Annotated in this window: 13 protein-coding genes; 8 read left to right on the plus strand and 5 right to left on the minus strand. The window is 70.5% G+C overall.

The genetic code is table 11. The features are described from left to right. Genes ACZ7MY_RS16220 through ACZ7MY_RS16235 form a run of 4 tightly spaced genes read left to right on the plus strand, consistent with a single transcriptional unit; the run spans nucleotide 1 to nucleotide 13,565 of the window. Nucleotides 1-4,293, plus strand: a complete 4,293-nt coding sequence (locus tag ACZ7MY_RS16220) for an AAA family ATPase (RefSeq protein ID WP_499602340.1) — start codon at nucleotides 1-3, stop codon at nucleotides 4,291-4,293. Beyond that, on the plus strand, nucleotides 4,286-7,987 hold the full coding sequence (locus ACZ7MY_RS16225) for an AAA domain-containing protein (RefSeq protein WP_499602342.1): 3,702 nt from the start codon (nucleotides 4,286-4,288) through the stop codon (nucleotides 7,985-7,987). Before ACZ7MY_RS16220 ends, ACZ7MY_RS16225 begins: the two co-directional genes overlap by 8 nt. Beyond that, complete coding sequence (locus ACZ7MY_RS16230) at nucleotides 7,984-11,238, plus strand: hypothetical protein (protein WP_499602343.1); 3,255 nt, start codon at nucleotides 7,984-7,986, stop codon at nucleotides 11,236-11,238. Before ACZ7MY_RS16225 ends, ACZ7MY_RS16230 begins: the two co-directional genes overlap by 4 nt. Further along, nucleotides 11,235-13,565, plus strand: coding sequence for an ATP-binding protein (locus tag ACZ7MY_RS16235; RefSeq protein ID WP_499602345.1), 2,331 nt, complete (start codon nucleotides 11,235-11,237; stop codon nucleotides 13,563-13,565). The genes ACZ7MY_RS16230 and ACZ7MY_RS16235 overlap by 4 nt, the downstream gene beginning before the upstream one ends. A 56-nt stretch (nucleotides 13,566-13,621) precedes the next feature. Here the strand turns inward: ACZ7MY_RS16235 and ACZ7MY_RS16240 are convergent, their stop codons facing one another. Together ACZ7MY_RS16240 and ACZ7MY_RS16245 are read right to left on the minus strand one after the other, a co-directional pair. After that, nucleotides 13,622-14,404 (minus strand): hypothetical protein, encoded by a 783-nt coding sequence (locus ACZ7MY_RS16240; protein WP_499602346.1) that lies wholly within the window; start codon nucleotides 14,402-14,404, stop codon nucleotides 13,622-13,624. Nucleotides 14,405-14,489: 85 nt separating this feature from the next. After that, a complete protein-coding gene (locus ACZ7MY_RS16245) occupies nucleotides 14,490-15,581 on the minus strand; it encodes a YhgE/Pip domain-containing protein (RefSeq protein WP_499602348.1) in 1,092 nt (363 codons plus the stop codon). A 68-nt stretch (nucleotides 15,582-15,649) separates the two neighbouring features. Here ACZ7MY_RS16245 and ACZ7MY_RS16250 point away from each other — a divergent pair, with 68 nt between their 5' ends. Continuing rightward, nucleotides 15,650-16,099: a MarR family winged helix-turn-helix transcriptional regulator gene (locus tag ACZ7MY_RS16250; protein WP_499602350.1), complete on the plus strand. Its 450-nt coding sequence runs from the start codon at nucleotides 15,650-15,652 to the stop codon at nucleotides 16,097-16,099. A 94-nt stretch (nucleotides 16,100-16,193) separates the two neighbouring features. On the opposite strand, the gene ACZ7MY_RS16255 is transcribed toward ACZ7MY_RS16250, so the two are convergent. Continuing rightward, a complete protein-coding gene (locus tag ACZ7MY_RS16255) occupies nucleotides 16,194-16,892 on the minus strand; it encodes a zf-HC2 domain-containing protein (protein ID WP_499602351.1) in 699 nt (232 codons plus the stop codon). Next, complete coding sequence (locus tag ACZ7MY_RS16260) at nucleotides 16,889-17,446, minus strand: sigma-70 family RNA polymerase sigma factor (protein ID WP_499602352.1); 558 nt, start codon at nucleotides 17,444-17,446, stop codon at nucleotides 16,889-16,891. The genes ACZ7MY_RS16255 and ACZ7MY_RS16260 overlap by 4 nt, the downstream gene beginning before the upstream one ends. Before the next feature lie 184 nt (nucleotides 17,447-17,630). Here ACZ7MY_RS16260 and ACZ7MY_RS16265 point away from each other — a divergent pair, with 184 nt between their 5' ends. From ACZ7MY_RS16265 to ACZ7MY_RS16275, 3 genes are all read left to right on the plus strand, one after another. Then, on the plus strand, nucleotides 17,631-18,683 hold the full coding sequence (locus ACZ7MY_RS16265) for a hypothetical protein (protein WP_499602354.1): 1,053 nt from the start codon (nucleotides 17,631-17,633) through the stop codon (nucleotides 18,681-18,683). A gap of 91 nt (nucleotides 18,684-18,774) precedes the next feature. Beyond that, nucleotides 18,775-19,848 (plus strand): right-handed parallel beta-helix repeat-containing protein, encoded by a 1,074-nt coding sequence (locus ACZ7MY_RS16270; protein ID WP_499602356.1) that lies wholly within the window; start codon nucleotides 18,775-18,777, stop codon nucleotides 19,846-19,848. Then, a complete protein-coding gene (locus tag ACZ7MY_RS16275) occupies nucleotides 19,845-20,921 on the plus strand; it encodes a methyltransferase (protein ID WP_499602357.1) in 1,077 nt (358 codons plus the stop codon). Before ACZ7MY_RS16270 ends, ACZ7MY_RS16275 begins: the two co-directional genes overlap by 4 nt. A 4-nt stretch (nucleotides 20,922-20,925) precedes the next feature. On the opposite strand, the gene ACZ7MY_RS16280 is transcribed toward ACZ7MY_RS16275, so the two are convergent. Further along, nucleotides 20,926-22,272 (minus strand): acetyl-CoA carboxylase biotin carboxylase subunit, encoded by a 1,347-nt coding sequence (locus ACZ7MY_RS16280; protein WP_499602358.1) that lies wholly within the window; start codon nucleotides 22,270-22,272, stop codon nucleotides 20,926-20,928. Between the last annotated feature and the right edge of the window lie 3 nt (nucleotides 22,273-22,275).

A 22,275-nucleotide genomic window follows, 5' to 3' on the forward strand; every position in this document is an offset into this window, starting at 1 on the left:
GTGGAAGCCGGATTCCAAGTCGTCCCCGTGGCGTTCGACGAGTACCGCAACACCAGGCTTCATCCGCCGATCCCCGCGACCGAGGAGGCGAGGGCCGTAACCGATCTGCTCGCCTCGCTGGGTGGGTCGGTCGTCGCCTGGGACAAGGCATCGGTCCGGGACCTGACCGGCACGGACCAGCGGCTCCGTCAATGGAGCACGCGCGCACACGGGCGCTCGTCGATGCTTCTCTGGTTCGGGCACGGCGGGTCCAATCAGGATGACGCGTGGCTGGCAGTACCCGGCCCCGTAGGCACGGACACCGACTCGAGCATGAATCCACGCACGCTGGCGGAGCACATCGCCAGCCACATCCGCGAGCGCGGTTCGGGTCCCCACTGGACCTTCGTCCTGGTCGAGGCATGCGGAGCCAAGCGGTTCCTGGACCTGGCGGAGGCCGAACTGCTGCGCGTCCGGGCTACCGCTGGGCTGGTGTTGGTTGCCACCGGCAAGGACCAGGGTCGCGGCTACATCTCCGTGTTTCGCGAGGGGCTGGCGAAAGTGCTCGCCACCTACAACGACAACTACACCGAGATAGGACTGCGCGACCTCGTATGGCGGCTCGAGGAGCAACTGGAAGCCGACGGTCATGGCTCGGTGACGCATCGCGGTCTGGTCGGCGTGCGACCGCTGACCCGTCCCTCCCGCCTGTCCGAACCGCTGACCGCGCCAATCGACGTCTACACGAGGTTCCAGACGCTGATCTCGGAACTCCCGGATCAAGAGCGGGTGCATTTCGCACGACGAGGCGTTGGTACCGCTCTGGGCGAACTCGCATGGAACTTCGTTGGTCGGCGCCCCGAGCGGCAGCACATCGCGGACTGGCTGGCACACACCGGCTCAGGCATGCTCGTGGTGACCGGCCGGCCCGGCTCCGGCAAGTCGGCAGTGCTGGGCAACGTGCTGCTGAACAGCTATCCGGAGATCAACGCAATACTGGCCCGGGCGGGGTTCCCGGGGGCAGGCTGGGCCGACGAGCGGGCAATGCCCCGGCTCGATCTGTCGATCCCGCTGACCGGTGCCACCGTTGACGATGTCACCACGGCGATCGCGCGGTCGGCCGGCGTGGCGGCCCCTGGTGCCGCCCTGTCCGCCAGCGAACGTACACGTGCGCTTGCCGACGCGCTGAATGAGGCACTCGACCACGGCAACCGCACTCTCACCATCATGGCCGACGCGCTGGACGAGGCGCGCGAACCGTTGGTCGTCGCCGCGCTGCTCCGGCAGCTCACCGATGTGGCAGGCCTGCGCGTGATCGTCGGCACCCGGTCGTCAACCTTCGACGACGTTCATCTCCCGCCGGACGCCGAACCGAATCTGTTGCACGCGCTGGGTGCGGAGGAGAACTCTGTGCCCGTCGAGACACTGTGGATCGAACGGGACGAGGAGTCCCTCGCGGAGCTGGTCCGAACGTCACTGGAGCAACTGAGGGACGGTCACGGTGACGGATTCACCGCAGTGCTCGATCACGTGACGGGGGTGGTCACCGGTGAGAAGCGCGAGTTCCTCTACGCGGGCCTGGCCATCCACGAAATACTCGCCGACCCGGGCCTGTTGACTCCTGAACGCACCGCCGAGCTGACAGACCTGCTCAGCGGCGATCAAAGTGACCTCTTCGCCGCCGCCGTCGCCCGGGTGACCCGCGATGTTCGGTGCGGTGGCCAGGTGTTGGAGGCACTGGCCCTCGCTCAGGGCCGAGGTCTGCCGGAAGCGGACCGGGTCTGGGCGACTGCGGCTGCGTCGCTCGGCTCGGAGCAGGTCAACGACGAGGTGATCCGTCGGGTTCAGAAGGTGGCTGCCCCCTACATCATGGTGGATGCCGATGCCGGGCAGGCGGTGTTCAGGCTGGCGCACCGCACCTTTCAGGAGCACTTCCTGGAAGGACCGCAGAGTCCCAGGCACCGTCTGGCGATGGCTACGGCCCTCCTGGAGTTGGCAGACCGGCAGGAAGGCGACCTCAATCCCTACCTGACCCGCCACCTGTCGGGCCACCTCACGGCTTCCATGGCCGACCCGTGGCGGGAATTGAGCATGCGCCCCGACATCCTCGACCGCCTCGACCCACGGGCCGTTACCGCTGACGCCATGCGCGGCGGCGACCTCAACGAGTTGCCGGCAGAGGTGCTCGGCACCGTCGTGACGGCCCACCTCAGTGACCGCGCTACAGCGGAGGACCGACAGGGGCTACGCCGACTGGGCATGGCCCAGACAACTGGCCTGGCGCCCGCTGCCGAACGTCCGGACAGACCGGCCGCCGCGGTCGGGGATCCAGCGGAGAAGGCGTCTGACAGACCGGTGCCGTCCCGTGACCGCATCCCGGATCGGCCGGTCCCCCTGCTGTCCGCCCCGGCCTCACCGGCCCCCCTTCAAACGACGGCGACCTGGGACGTGGCCTGGTCGGCGCTAGACCGTCAGGTGCCACACCTCACGCTCGCCGGTCACAGCGAACCCGTGCGAGCCGTGGCGGGCCTGCGCGCTGCGGACGGGACCTGGCTGGTGGCTACCGGTGGCGACGACCATACCGTCCGCATCTGGGACCCAGTTGCCGGCCACTCGGTCGTCCCGGCGCCCAGGTCGCACGGAGACCGCATCCTCACCCTGACAGCGGTGACCGCGGTCGACGGTACCCAGCTGTTGGTCATCACCGGTGCGCGGAAGACCCGCGGCACCCTGCGGTTGTGGGCGGTGGAGACCGGCAGGGAGCACGAGTTCGATTGCCCGGAGTGGTACGTCTCCAGCGCTGCGTACACGGGGCCCGACGGCCGCCGACTGATCGCGTTCGGCACGTATGCCGGCCGCATCCACCTCTTCGATCCCTCCACAGGCAAACCCGCCGGGTCTCCGCTGACCGGCCACACCAATCCGGTGACCACGCTTACCGCCCTCGACACCCATGACACCACCTTGCTGGTCAGCACCGGTGACGACGGAACGGTACGGGTCTGGGAGCCGGAGACGGGCCGGCAGATCCGGCATCTCAACGCCGAGTGCGGCCCCCTCGAAGCTGCCGCTGCGTTGCGGACCAGGGACGGGATCCGTCTGGCGGTCGGCGGACCGCGGGGCGAGCTCGTGGTGTGGAACCCCCACGGCGGCGAACCGGTGCGCTGTCCGACCCATGTCACCGGGGGCATCCACGCTCTCGCCGCCCTGTCGCCGGAAACTGTCGCCGTCGGATCGCAGGACGGAACCGTGTCTGTGCACAGCGTCACCGCAGGTTCGCACGAACCGCGCCTGCTCACCGGGCATCGTCAGCGTGTCAACGCACTCGCCGTCCTACCCACCGGCAGCGGGACCCGGTTGGTGAGCTGTGCGCACGACCGCACGGCAAAGGTCTGGAATCACACCGCCGCCCGGAACGCCCGGGACACAAGCGCGCCCGGCCCGGTACGGACGGTGGCATCTGTCACCGTTCAGGCGGGACCGGTGCTCGCTGCCGGCGGCACGAGTTGGGGCCCCACCCTTTGGCCCTCACCGGAGGATGGGCCGCTGCCGGAAACACAGGTTTGGCCCACGCCCAGGGCGATGACCGCTCTCGCCCACGCCTCGGGACGGTCGGGTCTGGTGATCGTCCCTGGCCTCCGGGGCGCAATGGCCCGATCCCCCATGGTAGTGACAGAGGTCTTCCCGACGAGCGGTCGGCGTGAGGCACTCTTCAGCACTCGGCTCACCGCACGCAACGCGCAGGGGGCTGCCGTCCCCACGGAGACGATCACCGCTGTTGCGGGCTGCGCAGGAGCCCCGGACCTTCTGCTCACCGGTTGGGATTCGGGGGCCGTGCGGATGTGGAGCTGCCGACGCGGCAATTGGGTGGACCGCCCGCACCGGAACGACGTTCCTGAAGGCGACACTGAGGGCCACGGCGCGATCCGCGCCATCAGTGGCTTCCGCGCGCCTGACGGGTCGATCGTCGTGATCAGGACTGCGACCGATGGGACCGTTCGGTGTTCCGCCGCCGAGGACGAGCGCCTCATCGGGGAACTCGACGGCCACGAGGGCTGGGTGGAGGGGCTGGTGTCCTACTACGGGGCGTACGGCACTCCCCTGGTGGCATCGGCGGGCGAGGACGGCACCGTACGGGTTTGGGAGCCGCTCACCCGAATGCAACTGCACGCGATACCTCTCGGTGTGCCGTGCAGGTCGCTGTGCACCGTGGGCGGCCTGCTCGCTGTCGGTACCGACGCGGGGCTGCTGACCCTGCGCCTGGGCGGGAGTTTGAGCATCGTACGAGGTGACGGGGGGACTAATGATGGATGAGTGGCTGGAAGGCGTGATCGGCTCCCGCCGAGAGGCACGCAACTACCGGGCCGAGGAGTACCGGGAACTGGTCGACCGGCTCTTCTGCCGGCCGAATGCTCCGTATGGCCCGTACGAGCGAGTCGGGGAGCCCGAGGTGGTCGTGCCAGGGCTCCTGGTCCGCGTCGAGTTGCACCGCCCCGGAGACATGTCCGGGCGTCTCGAAGCGTCGATCTTCATGGGCATCCAGGGCTTCGCCGGCGAACTGTGGGAGCACGAGGTACGCAGTCTGCTCCGACTGGACGCGCTCGGACATCCGGCCTTGCCCAAGATCGTAAGCGGAAGCTTCCACGCCGCGGACGAGATCGCCTTCGCGATCACCGAAAGCCAGGGCCAACAGCTCAACGTGGACGAGACGATTGCCTGGGCCATCTCTGACCGCGTTGCGGCATTCGAATCGTTCAGCGTCCTGCTTGACGCCCTCAGTCATCTGCACGGCGCGCGACTGCTTCACCGCAACCTGACGATGGGTGCTCTGCGTGCCGTGCAGATCCACGGCGAGACCACGGTTACGGTCCAGCTCACCAGGTTCGAACTGAGTGCCCTGATCGGCAACCTCGTACGGCGCACCGTACTGCAGGATTCCGCCCAGGTTCGCGAACTCGTCCGCCGCCTTTACCTGTCGCCGCCCCAGGGGATGGACCAGGTACGGCACCTGGCCTACCTCGCTCCGGAAACGCTCGACTTCCTCCTGCGCGAGCGCAACGGCCGGCGTCGTGACTGGGAGACCACGGACGTCTTCGGCCTCGGCGTACTCGGCTGGGAATGGTTCTGCGGCCCGATCCCTGAGTTGTTACCCGAGGCATACGCTGCTGCTCAGGCAGCTGATGGATCGGCGCTCGCCGTGGCACTGGCCCGGCTGCACGACGGGATGAGGTCTCACCTCACGGGCCGTTTCGACCTGCCCAAGCCGCTCACCGCGCTGCTCAGGGAGATGCTGCGCCAAGCACCCGAGTCACGCCCCACGTCCTTCCAGGCTTTGCGGCGACTGGAACAGAACTGGGACGGGATCAGGCAGTTGTGGGAGGAACCCGCCGAGAGCACTCCCCGCCTCGTCGCCTTCATGCCAGACCAGTCGGTCGAGACGATCTTCGAACTCCGCAAGTGGATCAGCCACAGTCCCGACACCGCCGCCGGCAGAGAGGCGCTGCGGAACTTCTACATCCGCGAACTGCGGAGGGCCGAACTCGTATGGTCGCCGACCGGTGCCGTCGGCTACGCCACGGACGAAACCTACAAGCTGGAGGAGGCGCGCTGGGTCCTGATTGGGGAACAGGCCGTCTGGTTCTGCGCGTACCTCTACGACGAGAACCTGCTCAGCCGGCAACGCAGTGAGTACTACGAGGACACCCTGGTCATCAAGTACCTCAAGGACCGCAACCACGCGCAGGGCCTGACCCACGCGCGACCGCGCCGCAAGGTGGGCCGCATCGAGGTCGTGCCCTTCTACCCCGGACAGAGCCTGGCCCACGTTCGGAAGGGCCGGCCCTCGTGGGCGCCGCTGACCGATTCGGTGCAGAAGACCCGCAAGCGCAGCAGCGAGGAGCAGGAGTACATCCGCTCACTGGACTTCCTGCTCGCGTACCAGCGCACGGCCTTGGATGCACGTAAGTATCCTTTCACACGCACCGACCGCGCTGAGGATCCCGGTCTGGCCGTCCTCACCTTCGACGAGCGGCGCGATCGAGAGTGGCGCCATCGGTCGCCGCTGCTGACCGCCTACAGCGAGGACCTCAAGCGACGTCCGCGGTTGGCGGACTTCGTCGAGAACCTAGACGGCGAGACCGGTTACATCACACTCGACATCGTCAGCGGCGTGCAGAAGGGCCCGTACTTCGGGCGTAGCCGGATCAAGGTGGACTTCGTCGAGCGCAAGGACGGGAACACCATTGTGGTTCGGCCGCACAAGAACGAGATGCTGCCGAGCGTGGGCTGGCTACGCCCCGCGGACGACGGCGGCTCGGAGTCCCAGATCGGCCGGCAGAGCCGGGCCAGAACCATGCTGGAGAACCAGTCCGCGTTGATCCGCAGTTTGCGCGAACCAATCGCCTACGACCTCGGGCGAGGCCGGTGGGACGCCGGGGAGGGCGGCGACCTCGAGGGCGAGGCACCCGACCGGATCAACGACATGCTGGCGCTGCACCCCTTCTATGCCCTCCAAGGGCCGCCCGGCACGGGCAAGTCCACCGTCGCCGCACATGCCATGCGCCGGTTCCTGAAGGAGGAACCGGGGGCCCGCATCCTGGTGAGCGCACAGTCGAACTACGCGCTCGACAACCTGGCGGCACGGTTGATCAAGGAGATGCCGGATGCACTGATTCTTCGGGAGACCCCCGAGGGGAAGGACGGCGCGGAAAAGGTCAAGGACAATAAGATCCTGGAGTACACGCTTGGCCGGCTGACCGAGCGGCTGGCTCAGAGCATCGAGCTCGAACTGACGTGGATGCTTCGCCCGGAGCGGCTGACCCCCGTACAGCGCAAGAAGTTCGAGGACCTTCCCCTAGAGGAGCGTCCGTCGGCCCTCACTCCCAAGGATCGGCCGGTGGCCCTCGAGTGGCTGCAGAACGTGACCTCCAACAAGATCGAGCTGACGGACCGGATCAAGAGCGGGGCGAGCATTGTCTTGGCAACCTGCTCCATCGCGGCCACGATCACGGACACGGAGCGGGATCCGGGCGACATGTTCGACTGGGTGATCGTGGAGGAGGCGGCCAAGGCCTGGCCCACCGAACTAATCATCCCCTTGGTGCTCGGGTCGCGATGGACCCTGATCGGCGACCACCAGCAACTGGGCGCGCACCGTGAGGAGGAGGTGATGCGCTTTCTCACCAGCCTGCGGAACAACGCCGACAAGGACATGCGGCAGCACTTCGAGGAACGCAAACAGCGCGAGCAGGTACTCAGGACCTTCGGTCACATCTTCGACCGCGCCGAGATCGCGGATGAGAAGACCAGCTACGAGACCGCGCCGCTGGGCCAGCTGAAACTGCAGTTCCGTATGCACCCGGACATCGCGCAACCGGTCGGCCGGGCCTTCTACCGATCCGATCCCCTGGAGCTCGACGACGATGGGCTGCCGAAGACCTATCTGAGGACCTCCGGACTCGCCGCGCTCGACCACGACGTGACGCAACCGGGATTCCTGAGGGGTCACGCCCTCGTATGGCTCGACACCGACGGTTTGGAGGAGTGCACCGAGCATCCCTTCTGGTACAACCCCGGCGAGGTCGAGCTCATTGACGAAGTGGTCACCCGCATGATCCCGTCCCCGCTCGACGTCGACGAAGCGCAGGAAGACGACCGGGGGCTGGTCGTGCTGACACCCTACCGGGCGCAGAAGAAACTACTGGAGGCCAAGGGGTCGCTACGCGGCAGGGTGCACACCGTACATTCCTTCCAAGGGCGCGAGGCCGACCGAGTCATCGTCTCTCTCGTGCGTTCCACCCAGTCGGGCAATACCGTCGCCGGGAATGTCGGCCACGTCGGACAGAGCGAGGTTGCCAACGTGCTGCTCTCACGGGGTCGCCGGCTGCTCGTCCTGGTCGGAAACCTCGCGCACTTCGCCGAGAACGGCGGCACCTACTGGGAGATCATCACCAACGCGGTGAAGCGGTACGGCCATGTCCAGCAGGTCAAGGACATGGTGGAACGATGAACGGAGTCGTGCAACTGGCGCTGCCCTGCCGCCTCGTGGCTCTGAAGGTGCTGCTGGGGCCGGAGAGCGGGCTGACGACCTTGGAGGACCTGGTGGCCCGCGCGATCGCCGCCGGGCGAACCACGGTGGAGGGGCAGGTCGACCTTTTCCGGCTCCCTGAACGCATCATCGTGGACGTCGTGCACAGCCTGTGGAGCAAGGGGCACGTCCTGGTCAGGTTCGACACAGGGGACCTGGATCTCACGGACGGCGCACGGGACATGCTGACCAGCGGCGGCCTCAGAGACGTGGCCGCGAAGAACGAGACCCGGCGTTTCCTGTTCGAGCCGGTGACCGGCCAGTTCTTTCCCGAGCAGCGCGGTGTCCGCTTCGCCCCGGAGGGAAGTCTCGAACTGCCCGCGCACCATGGTGTGACCGAGGCCGACCTCTCCGCTAGCGACCTGCTGGAGGCCGTGCAGTCCGCCATCCACCACGACCGACGCCGTACCGGATTTCGGCAGAATGTCCTCGACGTCGGTTTCGGCAGCCCGGTGCTGCGACCGCCGGACGAACTCCGCTGGCTCGCGGTGCGCGTGGCAGTCCGCGTGGACACCGCCCGGGAGGTCCTTTCGGCGAGCCTGATCGACGACGAGCACATGTGGGGGGCGAGAGCCCGCCAGCGGATGGCCGAACATCTGACCAACCTGGCCGAGGAGCAGCCCGAGCACGAGTTCGTCCGCAAACTGACCGGACAGGCCGATCGCGGCCTGGTCAAAGCGGAGACCCTGGAAAGCCTGCTCGCGAAAATGGCGGGACTCGTCGCCGAATTGCCTACGAAGCGCCCCGAGCACATCGGCCTGGTGCAGAAGCAGCTGGCCGAGCTCGCTATCGGCATCAGCGAACGCGTTGCGGACTCCGAGCGCGGCAGGGCCATGGCAACCCTCGTTGAGCATGCGGCCGGCTACACATGGGCAGTGGAGGAGTTGATCGGTTCGGCCACAGCGCAGGTGGTCATCTCCAGCCCGCTGATCCGCTACAGCACGCTCAATCATGTGCTGTCCCTGCTCAATGAGCGCCTCGCCAAGGGTGTGGGGCTGGTGGTGCTGTGGGGGCGCACTCCGGAGGACACACTGGCCTCACCGGTGCTGACCGCACTGAACGAACTGAAGACCCGGTACCGTGCCCAGGTCGTCTTCGACGAGCGCAGCTCTCAGACGGATGCGTGCATGGTAATCCAGGACGGGTGCCGCGCCCTCTTCGGATCGCAGAGCCCGCTTGCGGTGGATCCCGCGAACGACCAGGGCGAGATCGGTGTGCTCGTGGAACCCGCACCGGACACGCCGCTCGCACCATTGTGCATCGCGGAGGCACTCGTGTGGGCACGCAGGACCTACCCATTCGCGGCCGACGGTGCCCGTATCCAGCTCCAGCCGGAGGAAACCCAGCAGCCGTCCCACCGCGCCCAGGGCCGCCGGGAACTCGCTGACCATCTGCCCACCCCCGGCCCCTCGCTCGCAGACGAGGCGGCCGTCCGGCTGTGGGCCGACAGTTGGGCCGAGTACCACGCGGCTGTCACCGAGTCGATCCGGGGGACGGCCGGCCGCACGCCCTCCGTCGAGCTGATCCGCGACAGCTCCCACCGCAACCTGCTGACCTCGGCGCTGACCACCCGTAGCTACCGACTGGCGATCGCCGACGACCGTATCGACCCCAGGGTCGCCAACGACGTTATGGCCCGTCGAATCAAGGAGATCGCCAAGGGCGGTGCCGCCGTCCACCTCATTCATCCGGCCACGACCGTGACCGGCAATGTTGGGAAGGCCTTCACCGAATTGCTGGCGGCGCAAGAGGCGGGCATCCACGTACAGCGCCGGAAGGCCCGCGTGCGGGCCATGCTCAGTGACGACGTGGTGCTGCTCGGTAGCTTCTCCCCGTTGAGCGAGGGTGCACGCAGTAATCCGTCAGGCCGGATCAGCCAGGTGGGTGTACGCATCCGCGGTCTGGACTTCGCCGACGCCTTCGCCACCGCGCTGGGCATTCCGCTCGCCGGGGGCACCGACGTGGGCGACGCACTGCGGGGCGACGTCCCGGATCAAACACACTCGGGCGTCGGTACCGCGGCCGTCCCCCGTCGTTCAAGGGTTGCGGTGAGCGCCGCGCTGCCCTTGCTGGAGCAGGCGAAGTTGGCTCAGGGACCGAACGGGTTCACCAGTGTCGTCGGTGAGCGGATCAGCGAACTCGACGACCCGTGGCAGGTACTGGACCTGTGGCAGGATGCCGACGTCTCCCCAGTCGAACTGCGGCGTGGCGCCGCGCTGGTGCTCGGCTTGGCCCGGGACGCCGCCTCCAGAAACCAAAGGGAGCGGTGGGCGCAGTGGCTGGTGTCGGACGCCTGGCAGCGCCGCGCCTTCGTGGAGGCGGCAGTGGTCGGGCGTCTGCTGTCCGCGCCCCACGACGTGGCCGCATGCACTGCGGCGACAGCCCTGGAGGTCGGTCCGATCGACGAGCTGCTGGTCAATTCCGCACTGATCCTGGCCGAGCGCGACTCACCCGCCCAGGTCGTCGGCGCGGTGGCCGGTATGGCCGAGACGCTCCTGTGGGGAGGCTCCGAGGGTGCCGGCGTCACCCGCATGTTCCTACCGTCGCTTCCGGGCCGCTGGCAGCGCCTGGCCGAAGTCGCGAGCGAGCGGCAGTCACGCCGGCCACTGCCGATGAAATGGCTGTCGGCCGAACTCGCCTATGCAGCGGACCAGGCCGCGGCAGAGAGCTCCTGGGCGGATCTCGCCGCCCAGATCGACCACATCGAAAAGTTGCGCCGACGGTTCGATTTCGACGCCGGAATCGCCTTGCACGACGGCCTGTTCATGAATAACGGACTGCTGACGGCCATTAGGGCGGGCGCTGCGGACCAGAGCCTTCGTGCCTCGCTGGAGCGACGACTGCCCGACAACATCAAGCGTTTCATGGATGCCCTCGTGCACGACGCCGGCAAGAAGGCCATCAACTGGCGTAGCCAGGCCTCTTTCCTGCGGAGGATCGAGGGAATCGTCGGGACCGCCCGGGAACTGGTCGTCGCGGAGGCCGAGATCTCCGGTGTTGCCGCCGACCCTCAGGAGCCGCACTACTGCAGGCGACTCGGCACGGTCCTCTCGACGACATGGGACGACCTGTTCAGCGAGGCCGGCCGTGTTGACGCCCCCTACCGGCTCCCCATGACCGCCTTCCTGGAACGGTTGCGCCCGCTCCACGACTGGGCCAGGGAGCAGCGATGACGGAAGAGCTAGACCAGCTCCTGGGCACGCTGTTGCGGTCCTGGCCCGGCCGGTTCAAATTCCGTGCGCTCCTGGTGGCCCTAGGCGTGCCGGACAGTGACGATCCAGCCGCGTTGGCCCGCGCCCTGGTCGAAGGGATCGCCGCGGACCAGGACGAGTACGAGGTCTTTGACGGCCTCGTGGCTGAGGGCCGGTTCGCCCTGGCCGATATGATGCTCGCCGACTGCAACGCGCTCGACAGGCAACGCGCCACCGTGCTCGGACAACGACTCGAAACGGTACGGCAGCGCCGTCACAGTCAGTTGCGGGCGCGCATCGAAGCCCTGGTGCAGGAGGCGGAGCTCGCTGGCCTCCACTTCGACGTCGACCGAGACGGCCTGCTCGAGCTGTGCCGGACGTCCTGGCCCGAGGCGGGCGCCGAACTTGACCTGCAGAAGGAACGCCTGAAGAACGCAGTCCAGGCGGGCAGGGAAGCGCTGAAACCCCGGTTGGTCGCTCTGGAAGGCGCCGACGACGAATGGACCGCCGCCTGTCTGGCGCTGATCGACGCCGGTCGGCTCCAGGCGGCCGAAGCGCTGCTCAGCCGACCGGAGGACCGCAGCGGTGGCCCTGCCACCGTGCCCCCCCTGCCGGAGTGGACCTGGCGCGAGACCCCGGAGGAGCTGCTCCGCTGGCATTTGGATCCCGCCACGCCCCGGGCGCCGTCCTTCGCGAGATGGTCGGTTCGTCCGGGCTCCGCGGAGCATCGGCTGCTCGACGCCTACCAGGCGCTACAGAAGGGGGGCAGCGCTCAGCTCGCCATCGACTTCGCGACGGCACTCGACCAGTTCCTTGGACACGAGCCACAGCCGAAGACTGCCCATCCGGTCGACGGGGGCCATCTGACCTCGATTTCCGGCCTGTTCACCGACCCGGACCTAGCCCTATTCCGTCCCGCCGGCGACGTGGACCTGTTCGTGGCCGACGCGGGCACTCGGTCCGTGCCGACCCTCGAAGGGCTCCAGCCGTTCCTCGCGGTCGGGGCCGGACTGGCCCCGGACGGTTACGCGAATCGTTCCCATGCCGCCGTCCTCGACCTGCGGTCCCTGCTGCAGCTCGTCCGGGTCCGCACTCGTCGGCCGGTCGCGCTGCTGCGGCTGGCAGGCCGGCACTGGCCACTGAGTTCGTTCACCGCCGACCCGCTGCTCAGCGACCCGACGACGCTCTGGCGCAGGCTATCCTGGATCGTCGACCTGACCGGGCTCGGTGACCTCACCACCACCGCGACGCTGGCATTCGAGACGGGCATGTACCCCGAGTTGATCCGGCTCTTCCTCGACTTCCTCCCCCGCTACGCCAACCATCGCGGGGCCCTGGACAACCTGCCCCGATGGACCGACGATCCCCGTATGGCGGCGTCCGTCCGCGCGGCGGTGCTCGCCCCGATCTCCAATGATCCCGCGGCCGAAGTCGCCTTCTGGACAGCTCTGGCACTCAATGTGGCGGGCGAGCCCGTAGGGGTCAATGACATGATGCGGGAGATCGCATTGGCGACGGAACGTCTCGAACCGGTGGCGGAATCCGTGCTGTGGGCGGGCACCTCCCGGCTCGCCGGCCTTCCTGTCGTCAGGCAGGTCACCGACCAGGGCGTGCTCTTCGAAGAGAGCGGTGTTCTGAACGGCCTGACCGCCCACGCCCGGAGATACCTCGGCGAGGCGCTGGAGCGCCTCACTGCCAACACCGCCGAGACCTCCGTCGAGCTCCTGGACGAGTGGAGCCTGTACAAGTACGCGCTCACTCCCAGCGTTGCGGCGTATCGGGCGAACCCGAGTCCGCAGGCTGCGCAGGCGCTCACAGACGATACGGACAAGTTGCTCACGGGGGATCCGCGACTGGCCGGCCGTGCGGACCTGCTCGACGTCCTGTCCGCGCTACGGCCCGTGTTCCAGTCAGCCAACGAGAACATCGAACTCACCGTCGCAGTGTCCCAGGGAGCGGTTGCCGCCGTCCGTCCGGAGATGTTGCAGGCGCTCCTCTACGAACTGCTCAGCAACGCCGCGGAGGCGTTGGGGACCAGCGGTGGCTCCGTACGCGTCCAAGCCACGGTCGTCCACGGCGACCTGACCATCGAGGTCCAAGACAGTGGCCCAGGCGTGGCCGACACCGCCGGGGACCACCGTGTCTTCCGCAAGGGTGTCTCCACCCGCGGACCCGGTCGTGGCGCAGGCTTGTACAGAGCCCGCGCGCTCGCGCAGCTCGCCGACGGCGACCTGCTGCTCTCGGCTCGCCAGGCTGTCCATCCCGTCCTCCATGGCGCCCATTTCAAACTCGTCCTACCCCTTGCGTAGTCCCACCGCACAAGCACTGGAAGGCATTGCGTTGGCTGGCGCCGGGCCACGCGGCGTCAGCGGTACGTGGCCACTGCCACCGCCGTCGCCGCGACCGCGAGGGCGTAGCAGGCGGTGACGGTGTGCAGGACGCGGAGCTTCGCGCGGGCGGACAGGCGGGTGCGGGACAGCAGCCGGGCGAGGGCGGGGAGGACGAGGACGGCGTGGAGGCCGACGCCGTGGAGGGGCTTGAGAGGGGCCGTCGAGGCGTACGCGGCGGCCTGGTGGCCGGTGCGGGTGAGGTAGACGCCGCGGGCGATCATGGCCGCGCCGGAGAGCAGTCCGACGAGCAGGATCGCGAAGCCGGCACGCAGGGCGAGGGGCATCCCGGTGGGCCCGCCGGGGCGGCGCCGGAAGGACGCGGCGGCGAAGACCGACAGGACGGCCACCAGGACGGCGCCGCCGGCGGCGAGCGTCATGGAGACCGCGGTGTCGAAGCCGGTCTCCATGTCGAGGTGCGACGGCACGTGCCGCCACGCCTGCAGGGTGATGCCGGCGACCTCGACGACGCAGTCGGCGGCGAACACGGTGAGCAGCAGCCCGCGCAGGCGCGCGCCGACGTCGAGGTACGAGGTGACCCAGGCGACCGCGAGGAGCGTCAGGCCGAAGGAGAGCCCGAAGGTCACCGGCTTGCGCCAGGACACCGGGCCGTCCCAGGGGCCGCCGTCCACCGCGAGGACGGCGAGGTGGAACAGGCCCGAGAGGATCAGCACGGCACCGGTCGCATGGCACAGGCGGTCTGCCGTGCGGGGGCCGCCGAGGGTCCGTCCCGGGGCCGCGGGGATGGTGGTCGTCGCCATGGCCCCAGGCTGCCGCGGGCGGCGCGGCCGGTCGTCGTCCGGGGGGAGGCCGGCCGGCTGCGCCCCCGGGAGCAGCCGGTTCCCGTCAGCGGGTGGCCGCGTGCACGATCCCCGAGGTCGCCGCGATGCGGTCGAGCAGGAACATGGTGCCGACGCTCGCCACGATCCAGCTGCAGAGGATGACGATCCCGCGGGTCAGGCCGTCGTGGTGGAAGTAGGCGACTCCGTCCATGGCGCGGACGCCCACACCGGCCGGCATGACGGAGGTCAGTGGCTCCAGCCAGCCCGGGAGGAAGTACGGCGGGAGGACGCCGCCACTGGTGGCGTTCCCGATGATGAGCATGAAGATGGAGCCCAGGAGCACCCCGGCCGGGCCGAAGACGCGGATGAGCGCGACGGTGGCGGCGGCCACCGCGCCGGCCATGAGGGTGACGACGCCGAAGATCCCGAAGAAGGAACCGGGTATCGCGCCGAAGGCCGTACTGGCGATGAGAGTGGTGGCCAGGCCGCCGACGACGGCGAAGAGACCGATGCTCAGGACGCGCTGGTTGAAGGAGAGCCGTGGTGCGACCTGGTAGGTGAGCTGGCCGAACAGGAAACCTGCCAGGATCAGCCCGAAGGAGGCGTAGAAGACCGACAGCCCTCTGCTGTCACCGGACGAGAGCGGCAGGATGTCGACCACGGGGATCTTGTGGCTCTCGCCGTGCGGAACGGACGCCAGGGGGGTGAGCAGAGCGGACACCGCCGGGCCGTTCGCGCCGGCATAGACGACCTTGGGCTTGCCGCCCTCGGACAGATAGGCCGCGTAGGCCTCCCGGTGCTCCACGGCGTGCCGGGCGGAGGCCGCGTCGGGATACCGGTCGACCTGGAAGGCCTCGGGCGCGATGCGCTGGAGGCGGACGTCGAACAGGGCCGCCGAGTGGTCCGAGGCGACGACGGCCACCGGCAGCCGGTGCGCCGTGGGCGTGTGGAAGGCGGCCAGGAAGACGCTCACAAAGGAGAGCCCGACGACGAGCACCGTGATCACCGGGGTGATCACGGCCTTGGGGCCGGTGAGTCCCGCCCGGGCGGGCGGTGCGTCGGTCTGCGGTCCCGGGACGTGCCGGTGCCGGTGGCGGTGGTGCGACGGAGGCTCGTCCGCGGGGGGCTGCACATCGGTGATGATCACGGTGTCCACCAGGGAGGATCCCTCCTGTAATGTAAGCTGACTTATATAAGTTAACAGACAAAAGGAAGGCGCCCGGCATGCCCCTGCGCGAACCCCGCGAGCACATCGGCTATCTGATCTGGCAGCTCTCGCAGGCCTACGCGATCCGCATCGAGCAGGCGATGCGCCCGCTCCGACTGACCCAGGCGCAGTTCAGCACCCTCATGCAACTGAGCACCTACGGGGCCATGTCGAGCGCCGAACTGGCGCGCCGCTGCGGGGTCACACCGCAGTCCATGGGCACCGCCGTCCAGGGGCTGACCGAGCGCGGACTGGTGGAGCGGCGAGCCCATCCGACGCACGGCCGGATCATCGAGATCAGCGTCACCCCGCAGGGCAAGGAGCTGGCGGTCCGCGCCGAGCAGGCCATCGCCCCCGCCGAGGAGGAGGCCCTCTCCCCCTTCGACGCCCAGGAGCAGGCACGCGTCCGGGCCGACCTGCAGCGCATGCTGGCGCACCTCAACCCGCACGCGCTGCCCCGGAAGTGATCGGACCGCCCTCACCACACGACCCGGCGACCCACGAAGACCCCCGCCCGAGCCGGAGTCGGGGGGCCGGGGCCGCGTCCGGCCCCCGGGGCGGTCAGAGCCTGGCCGACACGTACGCCCTGCCCTCGGCCGTCTGCACGACGACCGCGGCGACCTCGCCGGGGGCCACCGCCGCGGAACCGTCGAGGCTGACGCCGCGGCCCTCCCCGTCCGGGGACACCACCCAGCTCCCGGCGATCGTCCGGGCGCCGTCCCGGGCCACCACCACCAGCAGGCAGCGCTCCCCCGGCGGGATGCCGCCGACCCGGGCGTGCACCCGCACCCAGGCGGTGGCCGGGGTGAGCCGTACGGCCAAGCGGGCGCCGGTGGACGGGTCGGCGGCCGAGGCGGTACGGAAGGGACCGGGGGGCGAGGCCGCGGCCGGCGGCAGGGACGCACGTGCGGAACGGTGCTCCCCGACGAGCACACCGCCCTGGAGGAGCGCGGCCGCCGCCACCACGGCCGCGACCGCGACGGCCGCCCGCCGGCGGCGCCGTGCGCCCGCCCGCTCGGCGCGCACCTGACGCAACGTCCGCTGCAGCAGCAGGTCACCGCCCTCGGGCGGGCCGTCGAGGAAGGTCTCCGGCGGGATGCCGCCGAGGGCCCGCGCCATGGCGCGCAGCTCGCCGAGTTCGGTCCGGCAGGACTCGCAGGACCCGGCGTGCTCGTCCACGGCGCGGACCTCCTCCTCGTTCAGCGCGCCCAGGACGCGGGCGGTGAGCGCCTCCCCTCCGTGTCGCTCCGGCGCGCTCATGCGGCGACCTCCCCCATCTCGACGGGCCGGTGGCGGCAGAAGTCGCGCAGCGCCTTGAGCGCGTAGTGCGACCGGGACTTGACCGTTCCCGGCGGGATGCCCAGGGTCCTGGCCGCCTCGGCGACGCTCTGCCCGCGGAAGTAGAGGACGTAGAGCACGTCGCGGTGGTCCGCGGAGAGCCGCTCCAGTGCCTCCGTGACGACCACGGCGTCCACCACCGCCTCCGCGTGGTCACGCTCCACCGGTGGCGCCGCCGTCGACGCGGCGACCTCGGTGGGGCGGGCGGCCCTGGCCCGGTACCGGTCGGTGATGATGTTGCGCGCCACGGTGAGCAGCCAACCCCGCACCGAGCCCTTGCCGTTGAGCAGGGCGTCGGGATGGCGCCAGGCCCGGATCAGGGTCTCCTGGACGACGTCCTCGGCCGCGGCACGGTCGCCGGTGAGGCGGGTCGCGTACGCGAGCAGGGCCCTGCCGTGTTCCTCGTAGAGCGCCCTGACGAGCGCCTCGTCGCTCGTGCCCCGGCTCTGCCGGGTACGGGGCCGCATTGCCGCCATCCGCCCACTCCGTCCGCCCACCGACCGTGCCGCGGTGCCTCGACGCAGACACGGCCCCCGTCCGGGCCGGGTTCAGGTGAGCCGCCTCACACCGCGCGGGCCGTGATTGAACCGCCGGGCGGCACGGGCCGTGTCTGGTCACACGCCCCGCCCGCCCGGGCCGGTCCACAGGAGGAGACGAACGATGCGGTACAGCCCCGCGAAAAGGACGGTCCGTCTGCTGGCGGCGGCCGCCGTGCTGTTCGCCGTCGCCCCGTCCCCCGGCGCCGCCGCGGACCGCTCCCCCGCCGCGCCCGCCGCCCCCGTACGGCCGGCACCGGAGGGACCGGGGTCCGCCGCCTCCCGGCCGTCCCGTGATGTGGCGGCGGGTGCGCCGCCCCAGGGCGCGACGGCCGCGGGGATCGGGGCGGTGGTGCTGCTGGCCGGTCTCGCCGCGGGGCGGCGTCCGCTGCTGCGGGCGGCACGGCGGCACCGGCGGGCGGCGCTCGGACGGCGGCTCGCCGCGGACACCCGTACCCCGCTGCTGGTCCGGCACGCGCTGCGCGAACTGGCCCTGGCGGGACGGCCCGACAGCCCGGTCCGGGTACGGGGCGTGCTCGCCGAGCCAGGCCGGGTGCTGGCCACGGTCTCGGCGTGCGGGCCGGCCCCGACGCCGTGGACGGCGCTGACGCCGACCCGCTGGGAGCGCACGGGTCTCGTGCCGGGCGAGGGTCCCGCCGCCGGGCCGGGGCCGCTCCCCCAACTGACCAGGCTCGGCGCGGTCGGCCGGGGCCAGGTGCTGGTGAACCTCGCGCGGATCGGCGGCGTCCTCAGTGTGCTCGGGGATCCCGCCGTCGCGCGGGACGCCGTGCTCGCCCTGGTGGACGGGGTGTTGGAGGCGGCGCCCGCCTCCCGCACCGTGGTGGTCGCCGTGGGTCCCGGTGCCCGTGACCTGCCCGGGCCGCCCGCGGTGCTCAGGGTCCGGACCCTCCGTCAGATCCCCGCGCTGCGCGGGGCGGGGACGCCGCAGGCCGCGGCCGGGCTGATCGTGCTGCTGCACCGGCCGGAGGCCGAGGAGGCCCGCCTGCTGGCGGGGCTGGCGGGCCCGAAGGGCGGCGGCTGGACGGTCCTGACGGTCGGCCATGTCCCGGGCGTCCATTGGCGCTGGTACGCGGCGGCCGACGGAACGGTGGACGCGGGGGTGCTCGGTCACCGGGTGGTGGTGCCCGTGCGGCCCGCCGCCCGCTGCCGCCTCTGATGCCCCGGCAGAGTGGCGATCCGACAGAACCACTCATAGCGTCAGATTTCGGGTGACTCGGGACGTCACCCGGAAAGCAGGTACGGCAGTCATGACACTTCGTCGGCCCCACGCGGCCGCCGCGGCCGCGGTCGTCAGTGTGCTGGGGCTGTGCGCGTTCCTCCCGGCCGAGGCCGCGTCAACCGGCGGCACACTGGTCGTCCGGCCCGGGGAGTCCGTCCAGGCCGCGGTGGACCGGGCCCGGCCCGGCGACGTCATCAGGATCCTCCCCGGGACCTACCCGGGCAGCGTCGACGTGACCAAGCCGCGGCTGACGCTGGTCGGCCACGGCACGGACACCGTCCTCACCCCGGGCGCGGGGCCCGGCGCGAACGCCTGCGGCCGGGCGGGCAGCGGGCTGTGCGTCACCGGAACGGAGCAGAGCGGCCTGGGCGGCGTCCGGCTGCTGTCGCTGTCGGTCTCCGGCTTCCGCAAGAACGGGGTCGACGCCTCCTGGACCGAGGGCCTGGAGGTCAGTGACGTGACCGCCGAGCACAACGGGCGCCAGGGGATCGGTGTCCAGCACTCGGTGCGCACGCTGCTGCGCGACAACGTCTCCCGGCAGAACGGCGAGTCGGGGATCTTCCTGGCCAACACCGCGGACGGGGAGGGCGGCGCGCTGGACACCCGGCGCAGCCGCGTCAGCGGCAACGAGCTGACGGGCAACCGGATCGGGGTCGTGCTGCGCCGGGTGCGCAACCTGGGGGTCGTCGACAACCACATCACCGCCAACTGCGGCGGCGTCTTCGTCGTGGGGGACGAGGGCACGCCGCGCGCCGGGGCCCTGACCGTCTCCGACAACCTCGTGGCGGCGAACAACAAGTACTGCCCCTCCGACGCCCGGCTCCCGTTCATCCAGGGCGCCGGGATCGTGCTGACGGGGGCGGAGCGGACCCTGGTGGTCCGCAACCGGGTCGTGGACAACCACGGCACCTCACCGATGTCCGGCGGCATCGTCCTCTTCCGCAGCGTGGTGGGCGCCCCCGACACCGGCAACACCGTCCGGGGCAACACGGCCCTGGGCAACAGCCCGGCCGACCTGGCCGACCGTGACCAGGGCACCGCGAATGTCCTCCGTGACAACACGTGCCGCGTCTCCGAACCGAAGGGGTTGTGCGAGGAATGACCTTGACAGAAACCACCAGCGCGGACGGCACCGCGAACACGGCGGCCGCCGAGGCCGCGACGCCGCCGGCGATGCGGCTGCGCGAGCTCGTCTTCGGCGCCGCCTGCGCCGCCGCCGTACGGGCCGCGGTCAAACTCGGCGTACCGGACGCGCTCGGCAAGGACCCGTCGCCCGTCGACGAGCTCGCGGCCATGGTCGGCACGGCGCCGCGCCAGCTGCGCCGGCTGCTGCTCGCCCTGGCCTCGTACGGGGTCTTCGAGGAGCAGGCCGACGGCCGCTTCGCCCACACCGAGATGTCCCGGATGCTCCGCAAGGACAGCCCGAACACCCTGCACTACATCGCGCTGTGGTGCACCGAGCCGTGGACGTGGGAGGTCTGGCCGCGGCTGGACGAGGCGGTGCGCGGCGGCCGCAACGTCTTCCCGGAGGTCTTCGGCAAGGAGTTCTTCCAGTACCTGCACGACGACGCCCGGGACAGCGCCCGGGTCTTCGACCGCGCCATGACCGCTTCCAGCCGGCAGTCCGCCGAGGACATCGCGGAGCTGCTCGACCTGTCGGGCGTCAGCTCGGTCGCCGACATCGGCGGCGGCCAGGGGCACGTGCTGGCCGCGCTGCTGGAGAAGCACCCCGACCTGCAGGGCACGCTGCTGGACCTGCCGAAGGTCGTCGCCGGCGCCGACCCGCGGCTGCGCGAGGGCGGTCCGCTGGCCGCGCGCGCCCGGCTGGTGCCCGGGGACTGCCGGGTGGACATCCCGGTGGCCGCCGACATGTACATCATCAAGAACATCCTGGAGTGGGACGACGACAGCACGCGGCGGACGCTGCGCAACGTCGTCGCGGCGGGTGGCGCCGGCGCGAGGGTGATCGTCATCGAGAACCTCATCGACGACACGCCGTCCATGCGCTTCACGACCGCCATGGACCTGCTCCTGCTGCTGAACGTCGGCGGCCAGAAGCACACGCGGGACAGCATGGTGAAGCTGATGACGGAGGCCGGGCTGCAGGTGGCCGAGGTGGCCCCCGTCAACGCCTACCTGCACGCCCTGCACAGCACGGTCGGCCGGACGAAGTGACCCGCTAGCCGGTCATCTCCGCCACCAGACCGGTGGTGTGCCGGCCCGCCCGGAACTCCGGGCGGGCCAGCACCTTCCGCAGGAAGCCGGCCGTGGTGCACACACCCTCGCCGCGCACCCGCAGTTCCTCCAGGACGCGGTCCATCCGGGCCAGCGCCCGGTCCCGGTCCGGCGCCCAGACGACGGCCTTGGCGAGCAGCGAGTCGTAGTCCGGGCCGATCCGCCAGCCGGGGAAGGCGTGGGTGTCCACCCGTACGAAGGGCCCGCCGGGCACCTCGAACCCGGTGAGCAGGCCCGGGGTCGGCGCGAAGTCCCGCGCGGGGTCCTCGGCGTTGACCCGGCACTCCACGGCGACCCCGCGGTGCACGACGTCCTCCTGGCGCAGGGTCAGCGGGTGCCCTGCGGCGACCAGGATCTGCTCCCGGACCAGGTCGATCCCGGTGACCATCTCGGTGACCGGGTGCTCCACCTGGAGCCGGCAGTTGACCTCCATCAGGTGGAAGTCGCGCTCCGGGGTGAGCACGAACTCGAAGGTGCCCACGCCCGTGAAGCCGACCGCCCGGGCGCCGCGCACGGCGGCGTCGCACATCGCCGACCTCAGGCGCGCCGGAAGGTCCGGGGCGGGGGTCTCCTCGACCAGCTTCTGGTGGTGCCGCTGCACCGAGCAGTCGCGCTCGCCGAGATGGACGACCGCGCCGTGCCGGTCGCAGAGCACCTGCACCTCCACGTGGCGGGCCCGCTCGACGAAGCGCTCCAGGTAGAGCCGGTCGTCGCCGAAGACCGACCGGGCGTGCGCCGCGGTGCGCCGGTAGGTGTCGAGCAGCCGGTCCGGGTCGGTGACCACGGCCATGCCGCGTCCCCCGCCACCTGCGACGGCCTTGAGGATGACCGGGTAACCGGTCCGCTGCGCCGCCTCCTTCGCGTCGGCGGTCCCGGCCAGCGGGCCGGCGCTGCCGGGCAGCACGGGCAGTCCCGCCTCGGCCATCAGCGCGCGGCAGGCGGCCTTGTCGCCCAGCCGGGAGAGCACCTCGGGGGAGGGCCCGATGAAGGTGAGGCCGTTGGCCTCGCAGACCTCGGCGAAGTCGGGGTCCTCGGAGAGGAATCCGTAACCGGGGTGGACGGCCTGCGCGCCGGTGCGGCGGGCGGCCTCGACGACGGCGGGGATGTTGAGGTAGCTCGCCCTCGCCGGGGGCGGCCCGATGTGCACGGCCTCGTCGGCGAAGCGGACGACGGCCGAGTCGCGGTCGGCGGTGGAGTACACCGCGACCGTCCGGATGCCCAGTTCCCGGCAGGCGCGGGCGACCCGCAGGGCGATCTCGCCGCGGTTGGCGACCAGGACGGTGGAGAACACGGG

The sequence above is a fragment of the Streptomyces sp. NPDC111520 genome, assembly GCF_055635295.1.

Coding starts and splice junctions, on each gene's coding strand:
- ACZ7MY_RS16240 (WP_499602346.1), bottom strand. CDS start 14,404: ATGGCGACGACCACCATCCCCGCGGCCCCGGGACGGACCCTCGGCGGC.
- ACZ7MY_RS16225 (WP_499602342.1), top strand. CDS start 4,286: ATGGATGAGTGGCTGGAAGGCGTGATCGGCTCCCGCCGAGAGGCACGC.
- ACZ7MY_RS16265 (WP_499602354.1), top strand. CDS start 17,631: ATGCGGTACAGCCCCGCGAAAAGGACGGTCCGTCTGCTGGCGGCGGCC.
- ACZ7MY_RS16235 (WP_499602345.1), top strand. CDS start 11,235: ATGACGGAAGAGCTAGACCAGCTCCTGGGCACGCTGTTGCGGTCCTGG.
- ACZ7MY_RS16270 (WP_499602356.1), top strand. CDS start 18,775: ATGACACTTCGTCGGCCCCACGCGGCCGCCGCGGCCGCGGTCGTCAGT.
- ACZ7MY_RS16250 (WP_499602350.1), top strand. CDS start 15,650: ATGCCCCTGCGCGAACCCCGCGAGCACATCGGCTATCTGATCTGGCAG.
- ACZ7MY_RS16275 (WP_499602357.1), top strand. CDS start 19,845: ATGACCTTGACAGAAACCACCAGCGCGGACGGCACCGCGAACACGGCG.
- ACZ7MY_RS16255 (WP_499602351.1), bottom strand. CDS start 16,892: ATGAGCGCGCCGGAGCGACACGGAGGGGAGGCGCTCACCGCCCGCGTC.
- ACZ7MY_RS16230 (WP_499602343.1), top strand. CDS start 7,984: ATGAACGGAGTCGTGCAACTGGCGCTGCCCTGCCGCCTCGTGGCTCTG.
- ACZ7MY_RS16260 (WP_499602352.1), bottom strand. CDS start 17,446: ATGGCGGCAATGCGGCCCCGTACCCGGCAGAGCCGGGGCACGAGCGAC.